Origin of the sequence: Pseudomonas sp. LAIL14HWK12:I1, assembly GCF_003202095.1 — a bacterium.
Lineage (GTDB): Bacteria > Pseudomonadota > Gammaproteobacteria > Pseudomonadales > Pseudomonadaceae > Aquipseudomonas > Aquipseudomonas monteilii.
On the sequence record NZ_QJKG01000010.1, the window covers coordinates 29,316 to 49,703 of the forward strand.

General features: G+C 64.3%; 17 protein-coding genes and 1 riboswitch. Of the genes, 13 read left to right on the top strand and 4 right to left on the bottom strand.

What is annotated here, in order from left to right:
* Positions 1-31: 31 nt before the first annotated feature.
* The 5 genes from D906_RS21895 (at position 32) to D906_RS21920 (ending at position 7,185) form a co-directional block, all read left to right on the top strand.
* A complete protein-coding gene (locus D906_RS21895; RefSeq protein WP_027615712.1) occupies positions 32-1,807 on the top strand; it encodes an ABC transporter ATP-binding protein in 1,776 nt (591 codons plus the stop codon).
* Entirely contained in the window at positions 1,800-3,641 is a 1,842-nt protein-coding gene (locus D906_RS21900) for an ABC transporter ATP-binding protein (RefSeq protein WP_027609697.1), read from the top strand. The genes D906_RS21895 and D906_RS21900 overlap by 8 nt, the downstream gene beginning before the upstream one ends.
* 258 nt (positions 3,642-3,899) lie before the next feature.
* Complete coding sequence (locus D906_RS21910) at positions 3,900-5,048, top strand: LLM class flavin-dependent oxidoreductase (RefSeq protein WP_027609698.1); 1,149 nt, start codon at positions 3,900-3,902, stop codon at positions 5,046-5,048.
* Between the two features lie 17 nt (positions 5,049-5,065).
* Positions 5,066-6,130, top strand: a complete 1,065-nt coding sequence (locus D906_RS21915; RefSeq protein WP_027615713.1) for an ABC transporter substrate-binding protein — start codon at positions 5,066-5,068, stop codon at positions 6,128-6,130.
* Positions 6,127-7,185: an ABC transporter substrate-binding protein gene (locus D906_RS21920; RefSeq protein ID WP_025754360.1), complete on the top strand. Its 1,059-nt coding sequence runs from the start codon at positions 6,127-6,129 to the stop codon at positions 7,183-7,185. The genes D906_RS21915 and D906_RS21920 overlap by 4 nt, the downstream gene beginning before the upstream one ends.
* 54 nt (positions 7,186-7,239) lie before the next feature.
* On the opposite strand, the gene D906_RS21925 is transcribed toward D906_RS21920, so the two are convergent.
* Positions 7,240-8,439: a sugar transporter gene (locus tag D906_RS21925; RefSeq protein ID WP_019098440.1), complete on the bottom strand. Its 1,200-nt coding sequence runs from the start codon at positions 8,437-8,439 to the stop codon at positions 7,240-7,242.
* Between the two features lie 205 nt (positions 8,440-8,644).
* Here D906_RS21925 and D906_RS21930 point away from each other — a divergent pair, with 205 nt between their 5' ends.
* Positions 8,645-9,961, top strand: coding sequence for a hypothetical protein (locus D906_RS21930; RefSeq protein ID WP_027615714.1), 1,317 nt, complete (start codon positions 8,645-8,647; stop codon positions 9,959-9,961).
* 138 nt (positions 9,962-10,099) lie between these two features.
* Here D906_RS21930 and calA read toward each other — a convergent pair whose 3' ends face one another.
* A complete protein-coding gene (gene calA / locus D906_RS21935; protein ID WP_019098438.1) occupies positions 10,100-11,152 on the bottom strand; it encodes a vanillin reductase in 1,053 nt (350 codons plus the stop codon).
* A 181-nt stretch (positions 11,153-11,333) separates the two neighbouring features.
* Here calA and D906_RS21940 point away from each other — a divergent pair, with 181 nt between their 5' ends.
* The 4 genes from D906_RS21940 (at position 11,334) to D906_RS21955 (ending at position 16,356) form a co-directional block, all read left to right on the top strand.
* On the top strand, positions 11,334-12,239 hold the full coding sequence (locus D906_RS21940) for an AraC family transcriptional regulator (RefSeq protein WP_019098437.1): 906 nt from the start codon (positions 11,334-11,336) through the stop codon (positions 12,237-12,239).
* Positions 12,240-12,352: 113 nt separating this feature from the next.
* A complete protein-coding gene (locus tag D906_RS21945) occupies positions 12,353-12,859 on the top strand; it encodes a sigma-70 family RNA polymerase sigma factor (protein WP_019098436.1) in 507 nt (168 codons plus the stop codon).
* A complete protein-coding gene (locus D906_RS21950) occupies positions 12,856-13,830 on the top strand; it encodes a FecR family protein (RefSeq protein WP_019098435.1) in 975 nt (324 codons plus the stop codon). The genes D906_RS21945 and D906_RS21950 overlap by 4 nt, the downstream gene beginning before the upstream one ends.
* 93 nt (positions 13,831-13,923) lie before the next feature.
* Entirely contained in the window at positions 13,924-16,356 is a 2,433-nt protein-coding gene (locus D906_RS21955; protein ID WP_027609702.1) for a TonB-dependent receptor, read from the top strand.
* On the opposite strand, the gene thpR is transcribed toward D906_RS21955, so the two are convergent.
* On the bottom strand, positions 16,322-16,909 hold the full coding sequence (thpR, locus tag D906_RS21960; RefSeq protein ID WP_019098433.1) for an RNA 2',3'-cyclic phosphodiesterase: 588 nt from the start codon (positions 16,907-16,909) through the stop codon (positions 16,322-16,324). The genes D906_RS21955 and thpR overlap by 35 nt on opposite strands.
* Positions 16,910-17,067: 158 nt before the next feature.
* Between thpR and lpxO the strand changes: the two genes are divergently transcribed.
* The 3 genes from lpxO to D906_RS21975 all read left to right on the top strand — a co-directional run bounded on the left by lpxO (position 17,068) and on the right by D906_RS21975 (position 19,148).
* Positions 17,068-17,967, top strand: a complete 900-nt coding sequence (gene lpxO, locus D906_RS21965; protein ID WP_016714655.1) for a lipid A hydroxylase LpxO — start codon at positions 17,068-17,070, stop codon at positions 17,965-17,967.
* Between the two features lie 188 nt (positions 17,968-18,155).
* Entirely contained in the window at positions 18,156-18,500 is a 345-nt protein-coding gene (locus tag D906_RS21970) for a carboxymuconolactone decarboxylase family protein (protein ID WP_013973174.1), read from the top strand.
* 78 nt (positions 18,501-18,578) lie between these two features.
* A complete protein-coding gene (locus D906_RS21975; protein ID WP_019098432.1) occupies positions 18,579-19,148 on the top strand; it encodes a GNAT family N-acetyltransferase in 570 nt (189 codons plus the stop codon).
* Positions 19,149-19,197: 49 nt separating this feature from the next.
* Here D906_RS21975 and D906_RS21980 read toward each other — a convergent pair whose 3' ends face one another.
* Entirely contained in the window at positions 19,198-19,944 is a 747-nt protein-coding gene (locus D906_RS21980) for an outer membrane beta-barrel protein (protein WP_016714657.1), read from the bottom strand.
* A gap of 160 nt (positions 19,945-20,104) precedes the next feature.
* A riboswitch (cobalamin riboswitch) is annotated at positions 20,105-20,313 on the top strand.
* The last annotated feature ends 75 nt before the right edge of the window (positions 20,314-20,388 follow it).

Below are 20,388 nucleotides of genomic sequence, written 5' to 3' on the forward strand. Positions count from 1 at the left end.
GGGCGGTGTCGCATTCTGATCGAGCACTTACATGAACCACCCGCTTCTTCGGGCATTGGCCATCTACCGGGAAATGCCTTGGCGTTTCGCGCTGGTCACGGCCTTGTACATCGCCGGCAACCTCGGCCTGGCCTGGCAGCAGTGGCTGATCGGCCATGCGGTCGATGATGTCAGCACCGGCCGCGCCGTGCAGCGCCTGGCCGACGGCAGTCTGGACGCCAGCGTGGGCTGGCACTGGCTTTGGTCGCTGCTGGCCATCGCCCTGGGCCGTGGCCTGCTGCAATATGCCGCCGCCGTGCTGTCGCTGGTACTCAGCCAGGCCCTGCTCACGCGCCTGCGTGAACGCATCCTCTGCCAGGTGCAGCGCCTGCACCTGGGGTATCACTGGCAACACGGCATGGGCGAACTGGTTACCCGCACCACCCGCGATGCCGACAAGGTGCGCGACGCGCTGATCACCTTCTGGCGGCAGATCATCGATACCCCGCTGGTGGTGATTGCCGCCGTGGGCCTGCTTGGCTGGTACGACCCGCTGCTGGGCCTGGTGCCCTTGCTGCTGACCGGTGCCGGGTTGTGGCTGTTCGTGGTGCAGACCGACCGCCTGGTCACGCTTGACCGCGCCGTGGGCGCCGCCTACGACCAGGTCAGCCAGGACCTGGCCGAAGGCATCGGCGGGGTGCGGGTGATCAAGGCGTTTGGCCTGGAACAACAACGCATCGCCCGTTTCGCCAGCCAGGTCGACGTCTTTAGCAGCCACGCCCGCGCCGCCCTCACCTACGCCAGTTCGCGTATCCCGCTGCCACAGGCCGTAGTGGCGCTGGGGCATGTGTGGATCCTGGTGTACGGCGCCCACCGTGTGGCAGCCGGCGCGCTGGGCATCGGCGAGCTGGTGACCTCGCTGCTGGTGGCGACCACACTGGTGTTTCGCATCGAGGGCATTGGCCGGGTGATGCAGACCTTCGCCGATGCCCGGGCCAGTGCCGAACGCATCTGGCAACTGCTGGACGAACGCCCGGCCATCGTGGGCGGCCACGCCACCCTGCCTGTCGGGCCGCTGGGGTTGAAGCTGAACCAGGTGCAGGTGGGTGCCATTGAAGCTGGCCGGCCTGTTCTGCAAGGCTGCTCACTCACCCTGAGGCCCGGTGAAGTGGTGGCGCTGGTAGGCGCCACCGGCACCGGCAAGAGCCTGCTGGCCAGCCTGCTGCCGCGACTGACCGATGTGCAGCACGGCCAAGTGCAGGTCGGTAGCGAGGCCGGCGGTTGGCACGACGTACGTGACCTGGACCTGGCCGACCTGCGCCGCCGTGTGCAGGTGCTACCGCAGGAGAGCTTTCTGTTCTCCGACAGCCTGGCCAGCAACTTGCGCCTGGCCGCGCCGCAGGCCAGCGACGCCCAGTTACGAGAAGCGTTGCGCCTGGCCGCCGCCGAGGACGTGCTGGAGCGCCTGCCCCACGGCCTCGACACGCCACTGGGTGATCGTGGCGTGACTCTTTCTGGCGGCCAGCGCCAGCGCCTGTGCCTGGCCCGGGCACTGCTTGGCGCGCCCGACATCCTCTGCCTGGACGACGCCACCAGCGCCCTGGATGCCTTGGGCGAGCGCCAGGTGCTGCATAACATCCGCCGCCTGCACAGTACAGGCAGCCAGGGCCCGACCTTGCTGCTGATTACCAGCCGCCTTTCCACGTTGCTGTTGGCCGACCGCGTGCTGATGCTGGAAAACGGCCGCATCAGCGCCAGCGGCAGCCATGCCGAGCTGAGCGCGCACAACGCCCATTACCGCGACCTGCTGGGGATCGACCATGAATGATGTGCAGCACGCCCCTGCCAGCGATATCGACATCGAGCAACGCCTGGCTCGCCAGGCGCTGGACCGGGGCATGTTCCGCCGCCTGTTGCCGCTACTGCGGCCCATTCGCCGGCAAATCGTGGCAGTGATCGGCATCGAGCTGCTGCTGGTGTTCACGGTTTTCCTGCGCCCATGGTTCGTGCGCGAACTGCTGGACAGGGGCCTGGTGCCCAGCGCCGACCATTGGCTGCTCGACGAACGCCTGGTGCTGTGGCTGGGCCTGGGCCTGGCAGCCAGCTGGCTGGGGCGTTTTCTGCTGGCGGGTGTGTCGCAGTTCATTGCCGGGCGCGCGGCGATCGGCGTGCTCAATGACCTGCGGGTTAACGTGTTCGCCCATGTGCAGGCGCTGTCGGTGAGTTACTTCGACCAGACCCGTGCCGGACGCATCATTGCCCGTGCCGACCGTGACGTGGACGCGCTGGAGCCCTTGCTGGTACAGGGCCCGCCCGAGCTGCTCGGCGCCTTGCTGCGCTGTGGCCTGGCGGCGGTGATGTTATGGCAAATCGAACCCGGCTTCTTCTACAGCCTGGCGGCCACGGTACCCCTGCTGGCCGTGGCCACCTGGCGCTTCAAGCGGGTGTCGCAGCGCAACTGGGCCAAGGTGGCCGAGCAACGCAGCCGCTTCACCGCGCACCTGGTGGAAAGTGTCAGTGGCGTGCGGCTGATTCAGCAGTGCGGCCAGGAGCAGACCAACCAGGCACGCTATCGCCGCCTGCTGGAAGACTTCAACCAGGCACTGATACGCGGCAGCCTGCGCGCTGGCTGGTTCGCACCGTTCACTGCGTTGCTGAGCACCACCGGCATGGCCGTATTGTTGCTGGTCGGTGCCCATGGCCTGGCAGAGGGCAAGGTCACGGTCGGCCAGGTGGGTGAGAGCCTGTTCTATGTGTTCCTGTTCCTTGGCCCGTTGCAGGAGCTGTCGGACCTGTTCGAACGCTACGCCACCGGCAGCGCATCCGCCCAGCGCATCTTCCTGCTGCTCGACACCCGGCCACAGGTGCTCGACCCGCCCGCGCCACATGCTCTGGCCAGGGCACGCGGCCAGGTGGACTTTGACGCGGTCGGTTTTGCCTATGTGCCGAACAGCCCTCGGCCAGTGATCGACGGGCTGAACCTGCATATCCGCGCCGGTGAAGTGCTGGCCATCGTCGGCCCCTCGGGGCATGGCAAGAGCACCCTGGTGCAATTGCTGACACGCTTCTACGAAGTGCAGCACGGCGCGGTGAAACTGGACGGCATCGACCTGCGTGCGCTGGCCCAGCACGACTTGCGGCGCAACGTGGGTGTGGTGCTGCAGGACAATGTGCTGTTCAGCGGCAGCATCCTCGACAACCTGCGCCTGGCGGCACCGGCTGCCGACGATGCGCAGTTGATAGCTGCAGCCCGTGAGTTGGGCGCCGACGAGGTACTGGAACGGCTGCCCCAGCGCTACCACACCGAAGTCGGCCCGCTGGGCGCGCACCTGAGCCATGGCCAGCGCCAACTGGTGTGCCTGGTGCGGGCGTACCTCGCCGACCCGGCGGTGCTGGTGCTGGACGAAGCCACCTCGGCGGTGGACGTGCACACCGAACGGCGCATACAGCGTGCGCTGCGCCGGCTATGCCAAGGGCGCACGGCGATCATCATTGCGCACCGGTTGGCGACTATTCGCGATGCGGACCGGATTGCCGTGGTACGGCACGGGAAGGTGGTGGAGCAGGGAGCGCATGCCGAGTTGATCGGGCGAAGTGGTGCTTATGCGGCGCTTTACGACGCGTATCTGCGCAGTGCCGGGGAGGTTGTGGCCGAAGTGTAAGACTTGGGGTCTGCAGCGCTTGGGCGATCGAGCGCCGCGCGGGCGGCGCTCGATCTTCCAGCCACCACATCACCCAAGCCCTACACCTAGCGGCCCTCATGCTGCTTTCCCAGCATCCACTGCTGCCCGATTGCTGCCACAGCAGCACCCCTCACCCAGCCGCCCCCGCAACCCCCACCCCACCGGCCCTGCGCCGTCCATGGCACAGCCATTGCACCACCCTCCCCACTCGCACACTCTCCCCCTTCAGGAGCCCCCATGACCACCGAATTCTTCTGGCGCCTGCCGCTGGGCACCGACGGCCCGCAGCTGTCCACCGACCGCCACAACCGCGGCAACCCCGTGCATCGCCCCGGCAACATCGCCCCCGGCCGGCTGCCGGGTGGCCAGGCCGACGGTTTCACCTACATCGACTACATCGCCCAGGTAGCCAAGGCTGCCGAGCTGGCCGGCTTCGAAGGCGCACTGCTGCCCACCGGCCCGGAGCCATGGATCGCAGCCGCAGCGCTGGCCCGCGAAACCCGCCGCATCCGCTTTCTGATCGCCTTCCAGGCCACCTGGACGCTGCCCGCCTATGCCGCGCAGCAGGCAGCGATCCTGCAAAACCTCAGCGGTGGCCGGCTGGACTGGAACATCATCACCGGCGGCAACCCGGCCAGCCAACGGGCCAATGGCGACTTCCTGGAACACGACCTGCGTTACAAGCGCACCGGCGAATTCCTCGACGTGATCCAGGGCCTGTGGCAGAACGACACGTTCTCCTACGAAGGCGATATCTATCGTCTGGAAAACGGCAGCCTGCCGCCGGGCCTGCAACACGAACGCAAACCGGGCGTGTACTTCTCCGGCTTCTCCGATGCTGCGTTGGACGTGGCCGCGCGCCATGCCGATGTGTACCTGAACTGGGCCGAGCCGATCGACAAGCTCAAGCCGCACATCGAACGCGTGCGCGAGCTGGCCGACAAGCAGGGCCGCACCGTGCGTTTCGGCCTGCGGGTCGACGTGTTCGCCCGCGAGACCGAAGAACAAGCCTGGCGCGAACTGCGCCAACAGTTCGAGCGCCTGGAAGGCAAGGCCAGCGCCTCGGCCAAAGGCTTCATAACCGGCTCGGACTCCGTCGGCGGTGCACGCCAGGCAGCCTATCACCAAGGGTTGCAGGGCTTTGACGAACTGGTCCTGGCACGCAACCTGTGGGCCGGTTTCGCCAAGGCCAAGCCTGGCCCCACCGTAGGCCTGGTGGGCAGCCACCAGCACATCGCCGAACGCCTTGCCGAGTACCGCGACGCCGGTTTCAGCACCTTCATCCTCGCCGCCAACCCGCATCTGGAAGAAGCCTTGCGCATCGGCCAGGAAGTGCTGCCGCTGGTGCAACAATCCACCCCAGTCCCCTTGCAGGCCAGCGCCTGAACCGACCGGAGCACACTATGAGCCAACCTCTCGATACCCTGTGGTACACACGCTGTCCGGTGCCCACCGGCCTGGGCATCGCCGTGCAGCAAGGCTGGCTGCAGGACGACCTGGCCAGCCTTGGCACCCAGGTGCAGTCCTTGCGCGAAGCCGACCAGCAGGCCGTACGCGAATCGCACTTCGACCACAGCTTGCTCAATTCGGTACGCCACGGCGGCAGCATCCCCGCCATCTGGGCCCGCGCCCAAGGGCGTGACACCCGTGTGATCGGCCTGTCGTGGGCCGATGAAGCGCAGTTGATCCTGACGCGACCAGACAGCGGCATCCACACCGTAAAAGACCTAAAAGGCCGCCGCGTTGGCCTGCCTGACTGGGCCTCGGCGCAGATCGACTTCACCCGCGCCCAGGCCCTGCGCGGGCTGGAAAACGCCCTGAAGCTCGAGGGCCTGCAAGTGGGCGACGTGGAGCTGGTCAACTACCGCTACGACGGCACATTCAGCGACCGCCCGGTGCGTAATGTGGCCGGTACGCCGGTGTCCAGCACCCAAAGCGAAGGCCGCAACCTGGAACTGGCCGGCCTGCTGCGCGGCGAGGTGGACGCAATCTTCCTCAAGGGCGCCAGTGCCGTGCAACTGGCCCACGCCTTTGCCCTGCGCACGGTGATCGACACCGGCAGCCACCCCGACCCGCTGATCCGCAGCAACAATGGCACGCCGCGCACGCTGGCGGTAGACAGCCACCTGCTTGAGCAGCATCCGCAGGTGGTGCGCACCCTGCTCGGCTCGGTACTGCGCGCCGAACATTGGGCCCACCAGCACCCGGATGAAACCCGCCGCTACCTGGCGCGGGAAACCAACAGCAGCGAGTACTGGGTGCAAGTGGCCTACGGCGCTGACGCCCACCTGCGCCTGAGCACCCGCCTGGACGAGCAGTCCATCGACGCCTTGCAAGACTTCGTCGAGTTTCTCAGGCGCTGGCGCTTCATCCCTGCCCGCTTCGAGGTGCGCGACTGGATCGCCCGCCACCCCCTGGACCAACTGCTGGTCCCCATTCCCATGGACAGGAAACCCGCGACCCCATGACCAAGCCCCTGGAAACCCTCTGGTACACCCACAGCCCCGTGCCCACCGGCCTCGGCATTGCCGTGCAGTCGGGGCGCCTGGCCGAGGCCTTTACACCGTTCGGCACCAATATCCAGTCGTTGCGTGAATCCAGCGAACGCGAAGTGCGCGAAGCCCACTACGACCACCACCTGCAGAACTCGGTACGCCATGGCGGCAACATCCCGGCGATCTGGGCCTATGCCAGCGGCGTCGAGACCCGCGTGCTGGGGCTGTCGTGGAGCGATGAAGTGCAGCTGATCCTCACCACGGAAGAAAGCGGCGTACGCAGCATTCGCGACCTGAAGAACCGCCGCTTCGGCCTGCCCAAATGGGCCAATGTGCAGATCGACTTCACCCGAGCCCAGGCCCTGCGAGGGCTGGAAAATGCCCTGAAGCTGGAAGGCCTGGCGGTGGCCGATGTCGAGCTGGTCGACTACCCCTACGGCGGCACCTACAGCGACGATGCCAAGCAGCATCTGTATGGCGCCGAAGTTAGCCTGGACACCAGCCGATTCAGCCGCCGCAACAACGAGCTGATCGGCCTGCTGCGTGGCGATATCGATGCCATCTTCCTCAAGGGCGCCCATGCGGTGCACCTGGCCCACGAGTTCGGCCTGCGCGTGGTGGTCGACACCGGCAGCCATCCCGACCCGCTGATCCGCAGCAACAACGGCACCCCGCGCACGCTCACCGTGGACCGGCACTTGCTGGAAAACCATTTCGATGCCAGCCGTACCTTGGTCGATACGGTGCTGCGCACCGAGCAGTGGGCCTGGGCCAACCCTGAGGAAACCCGGCGCTTTCTGGCACGTGAACTCAACACCAGCGAGTACTGGGTGGCGGCGGCCTATGGTGACGATGCGCACCGGCGTTTGCGCACGACGCTGGACAGCCGCTCGATCGAGGCGCTACAGGACTTTACCGAGTTTCTGTTCAGGTGGGGGTTCATACCGCGCCGCTTCGATGTACGGGAGTGGATTGATTTTCGGGTGCTGGAGCATGTGATCGGGTCGACGTCCCGGTTGGCGGTTTGAATGCTGGGGCGCGCCTTGCGCCCCTGAGCGGCACACGTGCGCGCCAGGCGCGGGTCAGTGCGCCAGTGCCTCGCGGAACCGTCGGGTGCTGGCAACCGCCAGCACCAGCCCGATGACTGCCACGCTACCGCCCACAAGGCCGATATCCGCCACGTCCATCTGGCTGCTGACGATACTGCCCAGCAGCGCACCACCACCAATACCGATGTTGTAGATGCCCGAAAACAACGCCATGGCCACATCGGTGGCGTCGGATGCCAGCTTCAACGTCTTCGACTGCAGCGACAAGCTGAAACTGAGAATCGCCACGCCCCAGAACATGCTCAGCGCAGCGAACGCATAGAAGTTGCCCGACAGCGGCAGCAACAACAGCAGGCACGCTGCCAACAGGCCGATCGACCCCACCAGGAAACCATGGGGGAAGCGGTCGCTGTAGCGGCTGAACAGCAACGAACCGAACACCCCGGCACCGCCAAACAGCAGCAGCAACAGCGTGGTGCGCTCACCGCCAATCTGCGCCACATGCAGCGCGAACGGCTCAATGTAGCTGTAGGCGGTGAACTGCGCCGTGATCACCAGCGTCACCAGCACATAGGTAATGACCAGCGCCGGGCGCTTGAACAGGATCGGCAGGCTGCGCAACGAGCCGGAGTTCTGGCTTGGCAGCAGCGGCAGCGATTTCATCAGGCACAGCATGGTGGCCAGCGCCACCCCGGCAATGCTCAGGAAGGTGATGCGCCAGCCCAGCGCCTCACCCACTACGCGGCCCAGCGGAATGCCCAGCACCATGGCCAGGGTGGTGCCGGTGGCCAGCAGGCCCAGCGCCTTGGCCTGCTGGCCCGGTGGTGCCACGCGCACCGCCAGCGAGGCAGTGATGGCCCAGAACACCGCATGCGCCAAGGCAATGCCAATACGGCTGACCAGCAGCATGGCAAAGCTCTGCGACAGCCACGACAACAAGTGGCTGACAATGAACACCAGGAACACGAGCAGCAACAAGCGCCGCCGTTCGACGTTACGGGTCAGCAGCATCATCGGCAGCGAGGCCAATGCCACCACCCAGGCATAGATGGTCAGCATCAGGCCGACCTGGGCGGTGCTCATGTCGAAGCTACGGCCAATGTCACTCAGCAGCGCCACCGGCACGAACTCGGTGGTGTTGAAGATGAAGGCTGCCAGGGCCAGGGCGATGACACTCAGCCAGCTGCCGCTGCCCGCCGTGGGTGGCTGGTGGGTGGGTATGGGTCCGTTCATGGGTGCAAACCGCTTCTCCGCAGACAAGGCAACAGATCGCACGCCAGCCACCCGCTTGCAGGGGCGCCAACGCACGCTTTGTTATTGATAGGAATGCCCGGCATGGTACGCGTCAAGCCGGAGCCTCACAACCGCGTGGCAGGCAGAAGGAGTACCATGCGCGTTGTGTGTGAAACGCGAGTGCAACAAGGAGCCCGATCCGCTCATGGACAAGCAGCACCCCCAGCAGCAGTGGCAGCAGGCGGTCACCGCCTACGCCCAGGCCGTCAACGACTACGTCGCGCAGGGCGGTGCGCAAGGCTGGGATAACCTGAAAGAGCCACAGGCGCCAGCCACCGGGCACTTGCTGGACGCCTGGCTGGCTGCCCTGCAGGCCGCCAATCGCCCTGGCGTCGACGAACAACAGCACCGGGCGTTTCGCGAGGCCTGGCCACCCGCACACCACCCCTTGGTACCGTTGCTCGATGACCACGGCCAAGGGATCAGCAATGTCCTGCTGCTGGACGACGGCAGCCTGCTGGCCCGCATCGGCATGCCTTACGACAAGGGCCAGGTCGTGCGTATCGACCGCCATGAGGTGACACCGGTGATCGGCATCGAGCACTTCGGCCGCTGCCCTGCCCGCCGCTACTTCGCCCTGGCCAATGCCGAGGGCGTGCGCGTGACCGACGGCTGGGGTGGCCCGCAAGTACAGCGACTGGCATGGCCAAGTGGGCTGGAGGGGTTGCCGTCGGGGTACCCGTTCGAGCCGTTCGACCTGCCGCCCACGCCAACCGCGCTGATCCCCTTCCCCGATGGCCAGCGTGTGCTGCTGGTAAGCGCCGAAGGGATCTTCGTGCTGACCACTCAAGGTGCGACTCGCCTGCTGCCGCAACAAACGCGGGTGCTCGACGAGCTGGCCGAAGGCACCGACCCGGACGACATCAGCCTGGGGCTGAGCATGGCGCATGGCGCAGTGTCGGCGGATGGCCGGCTGATCGTGGTGGGCGAGCAAGGTACCCGTCACCGGGTGCTGGATGCCCAGCTCAGGCCGGTTGCCGAAATCGGCCCAGGCAGCGAGTACCCGCACTTTGCGTTGTTCAACCGCACGGATGACCAGTTGATCGTCAATGCCTGCCATTTCCATAGCGGTGCCACGCTGGCAGTGAAGGTGGCGGACTTGCCAGGGCTGGATACCGATTACTACAGCCAGGACCCGCGTACCCCGCTGGTGCAGGATGGCGCCAGGGTATATGCCGGGGTGGCGCGCGATGGCGAGTACATTGTGGGGGATGCCTATGGCTACCTGCGGGCGTTCGGCGAGGATGGCACCGAACATTGGCAGCATTACCTGGGGTCGACCATCAGTGCGATGGATATCAGCGCCGATGGACAAACGCTGGTGGCGGCGAGCCATGCGGGGGTTGTTTCGGTGATCGCGCTGGACAGCGGGCAGCCTGAATGGCAGATCGGCACCGGGGCGCATGGCGAGGTGCGGCGGTGGTTGTTCTGGAAGAGTTGGGACAAGGCGATGGTCTGGTAACAGCTACAGCCTCATTGCCTGTACTGGCCTTTTCGCGGGCTTGCCCGCTCCCACAGGGACCGCACAGACGTTGAAAACTGTGCAGTACCTGAGGGAGCGGGCAAGTCCGCGAAGAGGCCGGTACAGCCAACCGAATAATCAGCCCTGCAAAGTGGCCATGTCGATCACGAACCGGTACTTCACATCACCGGCAATCATCCGCTCGTACGCCTGGTTGATATTGCGAATATCCAGCATCTCGATATCGCAACGGATGTTGTGCTCGGCACAGAAGTCCAGCACTTCCTGAGTCTCGGCAATGCCCCCGATCAACGACCCCGCCAGCACCCGGCGCTGCATCACCAGGTTGGCCGCGTGCACCGCCGGGTCGATCGGTTCGATCAGGCCGACAAGAATGTGCACACCGTCGAACTTCAAGGTTTCAAGGTACGGGTTGAGGTCATGCTGCACCGGAATGGTGTCCAGCAGGAAATCGAACCGGCCGGCAGCGGCGCGCATCTGCTCGGCATCGGTGGACACGATCACGTGGTCGGCACCTTGGCGGCGGGCTTCTTCGGCCTTGGCCTGGGACCGGGTGAACAGCGTCACCTCGGCACCCAGGGCCTTGGCCAGCTTGATGCCCATGTGGCCAAGGCCACCCATACCGAGGATGCCGATTTTGTGGCCCGGGCCGACGCCGTGGTGCTTGAGCGGCGAATAGGTGGTGATGCCGGCGCACAGGATAGGGGCCGCGCTGGGCAAGTCCATGCCGGCCGGAATGCGCACCACGAAGTGCTCGCTGACCACGATGCTGCTGGAGTAACCGCCCATGGTGTTGCTGCCGTCGACCCGGTCCGGGGTGGCGTAGGTCATGGTCGGGCCTTCCAGGCAATATTGCTCCAGGTCCTTGGCGCAGGCTTCACAGTGGCGGCACGAGTCGACCATGCAGCCGACGCCCACCAGGTCACCGACCTTGTGCGCAGTCACCTGGCCGCCCACCGCCGTGACGCGGCCGATGATTTCGTGGCCGGGCATCAGCGGGTACACGGCAATGCCCCATTCATTGCGCGCCTGGTGGATATCGGAATGGCACACGCCGCAGTAAAGGATTTCGATGGCGACATCGTCCGGGCGTGGGCTGCGGCGCTCGAAAGTGACAGGGGCCAGGGGGCTGGTGGGGGTTTGGGCGGCGTAACCGATGGCGGTATACATGCAGGGCCTCGCAGTAAAGTGAAACGATTCAGGCGGCGCATTTTGCGCGCTGTTTGCCGCCTGGCACACGGCTGATTCTCCGGCATGCATGCCTGATTCTCCGAAGATGCCAGCCAGCATCTGGCGCCAAACCCTCAATCTGCGATGATTAGGCTGTCCGATTCTCTGCTCCAGGTTCACCATGCAACTGACCCGCCACGTCGACGCCAACGCGCCGCTCTGCGCGCTGATCCGCAGCCTCGCCACGCACCCTGGCTTCGCCCCCACGCACCTGCCCCAGGTGCAGGTGCTGAGCTGGGACCATTATGTGGCCAGCAGCCCTCAGATCTACGAGCCCAGCCTGATGATCCTGGCCCAGGGCAGCAAGCTGGCGCGCCTGGGGCCGCGTACCCTGGAATATGGCGCCGGGCATTACCTGGTGCAGGCGTTGTCGGTCCCGTTCATGTGTGAAACCTTCGCCACCCGTGAAGCGCCCTTGCTGGGCGTGGCGGTAGACATCGACCGTGGCGTGCTGGGTGAACTGGTGCAGAGCATGGACCTGGCACCGGACGTTGCAGTGCAGGCACAAACCCCGCAATCGATGACCTCGGCAGCGCTGGATGCGCCGATGCGCGACAGTGTGGAGCGGCTGCTGCACTGCCTGCAGGACCCGCTGGATGCCAAAGTGCTGGGCCCGGCGCGCGTACGCGAAGTGCTGTACACCGCGCTGCGCGGCCCACAGGCCGGTGTGTTGCGGGCGCTGGTGGAGCAACAGGGGCACTTCGCCCGCATCGGCGCCGCCCTCGCCCACCTGCGCGCGCACTACAGCGAGCCGTTGAGCGTGGAAGCACTGGCTGCGCGGGCAAACATGAGCGTTTCGACCTTCCACGAACACTTCAAGCGCTGCACCGACATGGCACCGATGCAATACCTCAAGCGCCTGCGGTTGTTAAAGGCGCAGCAGATGCTGATTGGCGAAGGCCTGGGGGTGGCGCAGGCCGCGCACCGGGTGGGCTACCAGAGCACCTCGCAGTTCAGCCGCGAGTACAAGCGCCAGTTCGACCGCAGCCCGGGGGATGAGTTGCCGTATCAGAGCTTGCCGGTGTAGCAGACCATTCCCGGATAGCGGCACGCTCGGTTCTGGGCGCTGCCCCATTGCGAGACAACGAACGACCCGGCTACTATTGAGAACGATTCACACTCACATGCGGATGCCAGGCGTTGGACAGCTCATCAACCCGTAAACTGGGCTTTTTCTTCAGCGACCACCATCGCTGGTTGCTCCAGCACATCCAGAAACGCCTGCGAAACCATGCTGACGCCGAGGACACCGCCGCCGAAACGTTCTGCCAGATGCTCGGCGCACGTGTCGACCCAGACAGCATTCAGCAACCTCGCGCCTACCTCACCATCATCGCCCGCCGGCTGATCTTCGACCGCCATCGCCGTCGCCAGCTCGAACACGCCTACCTGGAGCACTTGGCGCGGTTGCCGGAGGCTGTAGCACCATCGGTCGAGGAGCAACTGCTGCTGGTCGAGGCCCTGGTGGCCATCGACCAGGCACTGGACGGCTTGCCGGCAGTGGTCAAAGCCACCTTCCTGTATAGCCAGCTCGACGGCATGCACTACGCCGACATCGCCGCAAAACTGCAGATCAGCGAACGCTCTGTCAGCCGCTATATGAAACAGGCGCTGCGCCAATGTTACCTGTGCGAGGTGCAGGCGTGAGCCGGCCAGCCCTCGACCCGGTCAGCGAGCAAGCCATCGACTGGATGGTCGAGCTCAGGGCCGCCACGCCTGACGAAGCGCAACTGCAAAGGTTCAGTCTGTGGCTGCAGCAGGCCCCCGCTCACCAACAAGCCTGGAGCCGTCTGGAGCAACGCCTTGGCCATCCCCTGGCCGTGCTGCACGCACTGGATCAACGGGCCCCTGGCCAAGCTGCAGAGGCGCGTCACTTGTTGATGCAGCCCACTCGCACACGGCGTGACGTACTCGGCGCCATGGCAAGCCTGGGGCTGTTCGGCGCGGCGCTTTGGGGGGGATGGCGCAGCGACACCACCCAAGGGTGGCTGGCCGACTTGCATACAGCCAGCGGTGAGCGACGTAGTTTTACCTTGGCCGACGGCAGCCGCCTGAGCCTGAACAGCGCCAGTGCGGTCGACGTGCAGTTCGATGCCGGGCAACGGCTTCTGGTGCTGCGCCACGGCGAGTTGCTGATCCAGGTTGCGCGCGATCCGCTGCGCCCCCTGCGGGTGCGAACCGCGCAAGGGCAAGTACAGGCGTTAGGGACGCGTTTTCTGGTCAGCCAGGAAGAGGGCGCCACCCGGGTCGTGGTGCTGCAACACAGCGTCCGCGCCAGCTTGGCCAATGGGCAATGGACCGATCTGCAACAAGGGCAGGCGGCGCTGCTACGCAATCATTCCATCGAGCGGCTGGCGGGCGAACAACAGCAACGGGCGGCCTGGCTGGAGGGCCGCCTGGAGGTCCTCGACCAGCCTCTTCATGTGGTTGTCGATGCGCTGCGTCCCTATCAGCGCGGCTACATCCGGCTCGCCCCCGCGGCACGCGATCTGCGGGTACAAGGCGTATTCCCTCTGGATCAGCCACTGCAAGCGTTGAAGGCATTGGCCGAGGCCCTGCCAATCAGCGTGGAGCATTACGGCCCGTGGTTGATGTTGATCGACCTGAAAAACGCTTGATAAAAATATTTCTAAAAATCATTCGCAATCGTGGCAAGTTTTTTTTGCTCGTCCCACATACCTCCTGACAGCCACTTCATTCGGGAGTAATCCGTGTACAACCCCTTGCCCCGCGCCCTGCCTCTGGTCGCTGCCCTGGCCAGCTTCAACGTGCTCGCCCAGCCGCAAAGCCAGATGTTCGACCTGCCAGCCGCCAGCCTGGCTCACACGCTCAACCGCATCGCCAGCCAAAGTGGCCACATCATTGCGCTGGAGCCTGAACTGGTGCGCGGCAAGCAGGCGCCTGCAGTGGTCGGCCGGATGAGTGCCGAGCAAGCCATGCAAGCCGCACTGGCCGGTAGCGGCTTGCAGTTGCGGGTATCTGGCGAAGGGCATTTCAGTGTGGCCCCTGCCAGCCTGGGCAGCGATGTCATGGAGCTGGGCAGCACCAGCATCACCGACAACTACGTGGATGCAACCAGCGAAGGCACAGTTTCCTATGCCGCCCGCGCTGTGACCCTCGGCAAAGGGACGCACACCCTCAAGGAAATTCCCCAGTCGGTTACCGTCATCACGCGAAAGCAACTGGATGACCAGGGCATCACCGACTTGCAGGATGCGCTCAACCACACCACGGGCATCGTCGGCGCACAGGGCATTGGCCCCGGCGTGGTCGTGACCTCGCGTGGTTTCCAGATTGATGACTGGCAATACGACGGCGTACCGATTCCGCGAAACAACTATTCGCTGGGGAACTGGGCAACCCAGGACCTGGTGTTCTTCGACCGGGTGGAAGTGCTGCGCGGTGCCTCGGGCCTCCTGCAAGGCACCGGCAGCCCAGGCGGGGCGATCAACCTGGTACGCAAGCGTGGCCAAACGGCGCCGACCGTTACGCTGACGGGCAAAGCGGGCTCCTGGGACCACTATGGCCTGCAACTGGATGCTGGCGGCCCGCTGACCGCCGACGGCCGGGTGCGCGGGCGGTTTGTGGCAGACGAAGACCAAAGTGACAGCTTCATCGACTATGTCTGGAGCAAAAACCATTCGCTGTATGGTGCGCTGGACATCGACCTGAACGATGCGACCACAGTAGGCGGCGGTATCAGCTACAGCCGTCAACAGTCGCGGCCAATGCTGCGTGGCCTCCCACGTTACGCCAATGGCAAGCCCGTGGACCTGCCGCGATCGACCTACACCGGCGCCCGCTGGAGCCGTGCCGAAAACGACGTCACTACGTACTACCTGGACCTTGAACACCGCTTCAACGAGGACTGGACCTTCAAGGCCGCTGCCGTACGCATGGATGAAACCAATACATCCACCCACCAGCGGGTGCAAAGCACCGGCCAAGGCGTTGCGCCAGACGGCAGCGGCATCACCTACGCCGACTGGCTCACTGACTTTCACTCGACCAAAGTGGGCTTGGACATGAACGTGGTGGGCCACTTCGATACAGGCCCCTTGGCCCATGAGATCACCGTGGGTGGCAACTATTCCAAACTGACCTCGGATGACGCCTACTGGCGCAACTTCGATGCAGGCGGCAACATCTTCGACATCGATCATGACCGCCCCGAGCCCAGCCGTGACAGCGTCTTCGATGGCGATCTCGCACGTTCCAACAGGGCTAGTTATGACATACGCCAGAAAGGCCTGTATGGCGCCTGGCGCGTCAAACCCACCCAGGACCTGACCGTGATCCTTGGCACGCGTGTGAGCTGGTTCGACTACAGCTGGGACTCGATCGACTTCAACAGCCTGACCGACCCGGGTACCCGCTACCCGACCAGCCGCATGACCGAAACGGGCCAAGTCACCCCTTATGCCGGCTTTGTCTACGACCTGACTCGCGAGTGGGCCTGGTACGCCAGCTACACCGACGTGTTCGTACCGCAGACCGAGCGCGCCGTTGGCAATGCGCCACTCAAGCCAGTGATCGGCAGCAACTACGAGACAGGCTTCAAGGGCGAACTGCTCGACGGCCGGGTCAACGCTTCGATCGCGCTGTTCCGTTACGACCAGGAAAACCGTGCCGTCACCGACGTAGCCTCAGGCTTCGCCTGCGATGATTGGTATTGCTCTACCGCCGCAGGCAAGGTACGCAGCCAGGGTGTCGAAGCCGAGATCAGCGGTGAAGTGCTGAGTGGCCTGCAACTGTTTGCCGGTTACACCTACAACACCACCAAGTTCCTCGATGACCCGGACGAAGAAGGCCGCACATTCAGCCAGTGGACGCCCAAGCACATGCTGCGCGCCTGGGCGGATTACACGCTGCCACTGGACGGCCAGCGCTGGAGCACTGGCCTGGGCTTCACCACCCAGAGCCATACCCTGGGCTACGAGCGCACCTACACCGTGCCTGGCTACACCGTGTGGAGCGCACGCCTGGCTTATCAGCTGACACCGGAAGTGAACGTTGCCGTCAACGCCAACAACCTGTTCGACAAGAAGTACTGGGTTGCAGGCTTCAATCAGCTCAATGGCAGCAACAACTATGGCGAGCCACGCAACTTCATGCTGACGGTAAAGTACACCCCGGAATTCTGACTCCGGGTCCGTCCGCCAGCGGCCACTGCGCCAAGGGCCAGTAAGCGCCCTTGCGCGACTCGTATAGCGTGAAATGGCGTGCCGCGAGGTAAAACTCCGGCGCGCTGCTGGCCTCGGGTGGCTGGCCGCGAAAATCCCTGGACAGCGTCAGGTGCGGGCGATACTCACGGCTGACTGCCTCCACCCCCAACGGCAGCAACGCCTGCTGCAACCCATACACCAGTTGCAACAGGGCCGGCGGTGTCTGGTGGGCCTCCAGCACCAAAGCGCTGGCCCGCTGCCACACCTGCAAGCGGTCGAGCAACAGCCGTGGCGCCGCAGCCGGCAGCGCCAGTTGATCGACCGCCGCACAGATCGCAGGCACCTGCGCGGCATCCACATCACCAAGAAACAGCAACGTGACGTGGAAGTTGGCCGCCGGCACCGGTTTGCCGCTGCGCAGGTTCAAACCCCGGCGCCACTGGGTCAGGGCACGGCGCTGTACATCGCTGACCGGCAGGGCGAAAAACAGCCGTTTGAAGGGGCTACCGCTGGGTCGTGCATCCTGAACCATACAAACTCCCGAACATGAAACGTTTGCGCAAGACTGTAGGGCATTACACCAATGTCGCCCCGTCGTTTCGTAACAATAAGTACAAACTGCCCCCATGATTGTTTATGCTGGCTGGCTTATGCCATGGCGCATGGCCATTTTTCGACAAGTAAACGTCCATGAAAATTGCACTCGTACTCATCTTCGTCCTCTCGATCGCCTATGTTCACCTGCGCGGTCGGGTTCGTCACAAGCTGACCCGCCAGCTGGGCGACCACTCCAGCTTTCTGGCCCCGGTCAACAGCTTCCTGTACCTGTTTTCCAAGCTCCCGGCCAAGCCTTACTTGCCGGTCGAGGCCTTCCCCGAACTGAAGCCGCTGCAAGACCACTGGCAGGAAATCCGTGAAGAGGGCCGCCAGTTGCTGCATGTGGGCGAAATCAAAAAATCCGAAAATTACGATGACGTCGGTTTCAACTCGTTCTTCAAAACCGGCTGGAAGCGCTTTTACCTGAAGTGGTATGGCGAAAGCCACCCATCGGCGATGGCCCTGTGCCCACGTACCACCGAGCTGCTGCAAGGTATCGGCACGGTCAAGGCCGCCATGTTCGCCACCCTGCCGCCGGGCGCCAAGCTGGTGCGCCACCGTGACCCGTATGCCGGCTCGTACCGCTATCACCTGGGCCTGGATACGCCAAACGACGACGGTTGCTACATCGACGTGGACGGCGAGAAGTACTCGTGGCGCGACGGTGAGGGGGTGATCTTCGACGAAACCTACATTCACTACGCGGCCAATACCACCGAACACAACCGCATCATCCTGTTCTGTGACGTCGAGCGCCCGCTCAAGTACCGCTGGGCAACGGCGTTCAACCGCTGGTTCAGCCGCAACGTCATGGCCGCCGCCGCCGCGCCCAACGGTGACGGCGACAAGACCGGTGGGATCAACCGGCTGTTCACCCGCATCTACAAGATCCGCGAGCGCGGCAAGGCACTGAAAAAGCGCAACCGCATGCGCTACTACCTGGAAAAATGGGCCGTGGTCGCGGCGTTGGTGCTGGTGTTCATCTACATCTGACCGATGTGGGAGCGGGCTTGCCCCGCGAACACCGGCGAAGCCGGTGCCATGTTCCGCGCAGCCTCCTTCGCGGGACAAGCCCGCTCCCACAAACAGCTCAGCAAACACCCACCAAAGTACAAGCCTCACACTTGCCACACTTCGACTAGCCTGAAAGCTCCACTCGCAACCCCCCCAAGGTGAAGACGATGAGCATGATGGACTGGGACGCCTACCGTAAGCAGTTGATGGCCGGCATCGGCGATCTCAAGCAACTCTCCCCCGACACCGTGGCCGGCTACATGACCGCCAGCGGTGCGGGGGCCAAGACCAACCACCTGGACGCCAAGACCCGCGAGCTGATCTCTCTGGCGGTGGCCGTGACCACCCGCTGCGACGGCTGCATCGCCGTGCATTCACAGCAGGCGGTCAAGCATGGCGCCAGCCGCGAGGAAATTGCCGAGGCGCTGGGCGTGGCCGTGGCGATGAATGCCGGTGCCGCGCTGGTTTACTCGGCGCGGGCCATGGATGCTGTCGGCAAGGCCAACGGCTGAGCACAAACGGCGCCGCCGCCCTTGCGCGACGGCGCCGCGCGACCCAGACTGGGCGGCTTAGCCCGCGCAGGAACACGCATGATCCACATTCGCCCCATGACGCCCGACGATTTCGACCGTTTCTGGCCCACCTTCCAGGCCATTGTCCAGGCCCGTGAAACCTATGCCTTCGAGCCGGCCCTGAGCTTCGAAAAAGCCCGCCAGGTGTGGCTGGAACTGCCCTTGCACACGCTGCTGGCCGAAGAAGATGGCAAGCTGCTGGGTTCGTATTACCTCAAGGCCAATGCTGCCGGGCCTGGTGCGCATGTGGGCAATTGCGGCTACATGGTCTGCGAACAGGCGCGTGGCCGTGGCGTGGCGCGTCTGATGTGCGAGCACTCGCAGAAGCTGGCACGCCAGGAGGGCTTTCTGGCCCTGCAGTTCAACTCGGTGGTGGCCAGCAATGAAGTGGCCGTGGCGCTGTGGCACAAACTGGGCTTCGAGACCGTTGGCCGCTTGCCCAAGGCCTATCGCCATGCCCGCCTGGGGCTGGTGGACTGCCTGGTGATGTACAAATGGCTGGCGGACGAGCCGGTGGTGGAGAAGCCGCCATTGCTGATCGGGCGCAAGAACATCGAGGCACGGGTGTCGCGCCGTCGCGGACGCTGATGTTCTTGAGCAGGCCCGCGCAGCGGTCGGGCCTGCCAAGCGCTCAGCTTCAGAAAGCCAAGCCTACCTTCACACCAAACTCGTCACGCTTGAGCTTGGTGTTGTCTGCTACTGGGGAGTCTTCATCCAGCTTGTATTCGGTGCGGGTGTAGTAAACCCCGGCCTGTACCGGCATACCGCCTTGCTGATTCATCAGCAACGTCACCTCGGCATACGGGTTGGTGCGGTCTTTCAGGTCGACCGTGTCGCTGCCAAAGTCATCCACCTTCAGCCGCGCGCGGCCGTCCAGGGTATGTCGAGCGCCCACTTCCACCCGCAGTGTCGAGGCGTCGAACTGATGGTTGTAGCCCAGCGCTGCCTTGGCAAAGGGCGACTTCACGGTGAGCTTGGTATCAAGGTCGTTGATTTCCGGCTCGAAGCGCGACCAGCTGTAGCCGCCGCCCACAGTCACGTCGACAAAGTTGCGAGCGTCCAACGCCGCACGCCAGCCAAGATCAAGATCGGCCTGAGCCTCCTTGAGCTTGTTGTCGTTCTTTTTGCCGAATTTGGCCTCGGCGCCGAGTTGGTAGATGAAACCAGATTCGGCTGTCAGCTTGTTGCCGAATGTGGCGAACACGCCGCCTTGGCCCATGTGTTCCTTGTCGCTTTCACTGCCACCTTCAAACTTGAACTTGTCGTAGGCGCCCTGCAGACCGATTGTGAACAACGGATCGGTGCTGGGCGCGGCGGTGGCAGCCAGCGGCGCGGCGATCAGGGCGAGCAGGCAGGAGTGGCGCAACAGTTGACGAGCAGGCATGCGGGAAGTCTCCATGACTTGATAACGAAAGGCTAACGTGCGGTTCGAGACAAACGCCGCCAAAAAAGTTCGAAAAAAAATCAGTAAAAACGTGCAACCTTGTGATTTATCGCGGCATTCATGGCGTACCAACATTTGACGCCCCGGCGTTTCAATGGTCAGATGCGCGCCAGTTTCAGGTGCCCTGTACCGCCGCGTGCAGGGTGAAACGGGAAGCCGGTGCGTCGTATCGACCACGACAAGTCCGGCGCTGCCCCCGCAACGGTAAGCGAGCGAACCCTTCGACATACCACTGTGCTCAGGCATGGGAAGGTGAAGGTTTCATGCCCCTCGCAAGCCCGGAGACCGGCCTGAAGCTTCACTTGGCAACCCGCGGTGGGCGGGCGCAGGCCGGTATCCGTGCGCGCGCCTGCCTGCACGGTGCGCCTTTGCGTGTTTTCCACC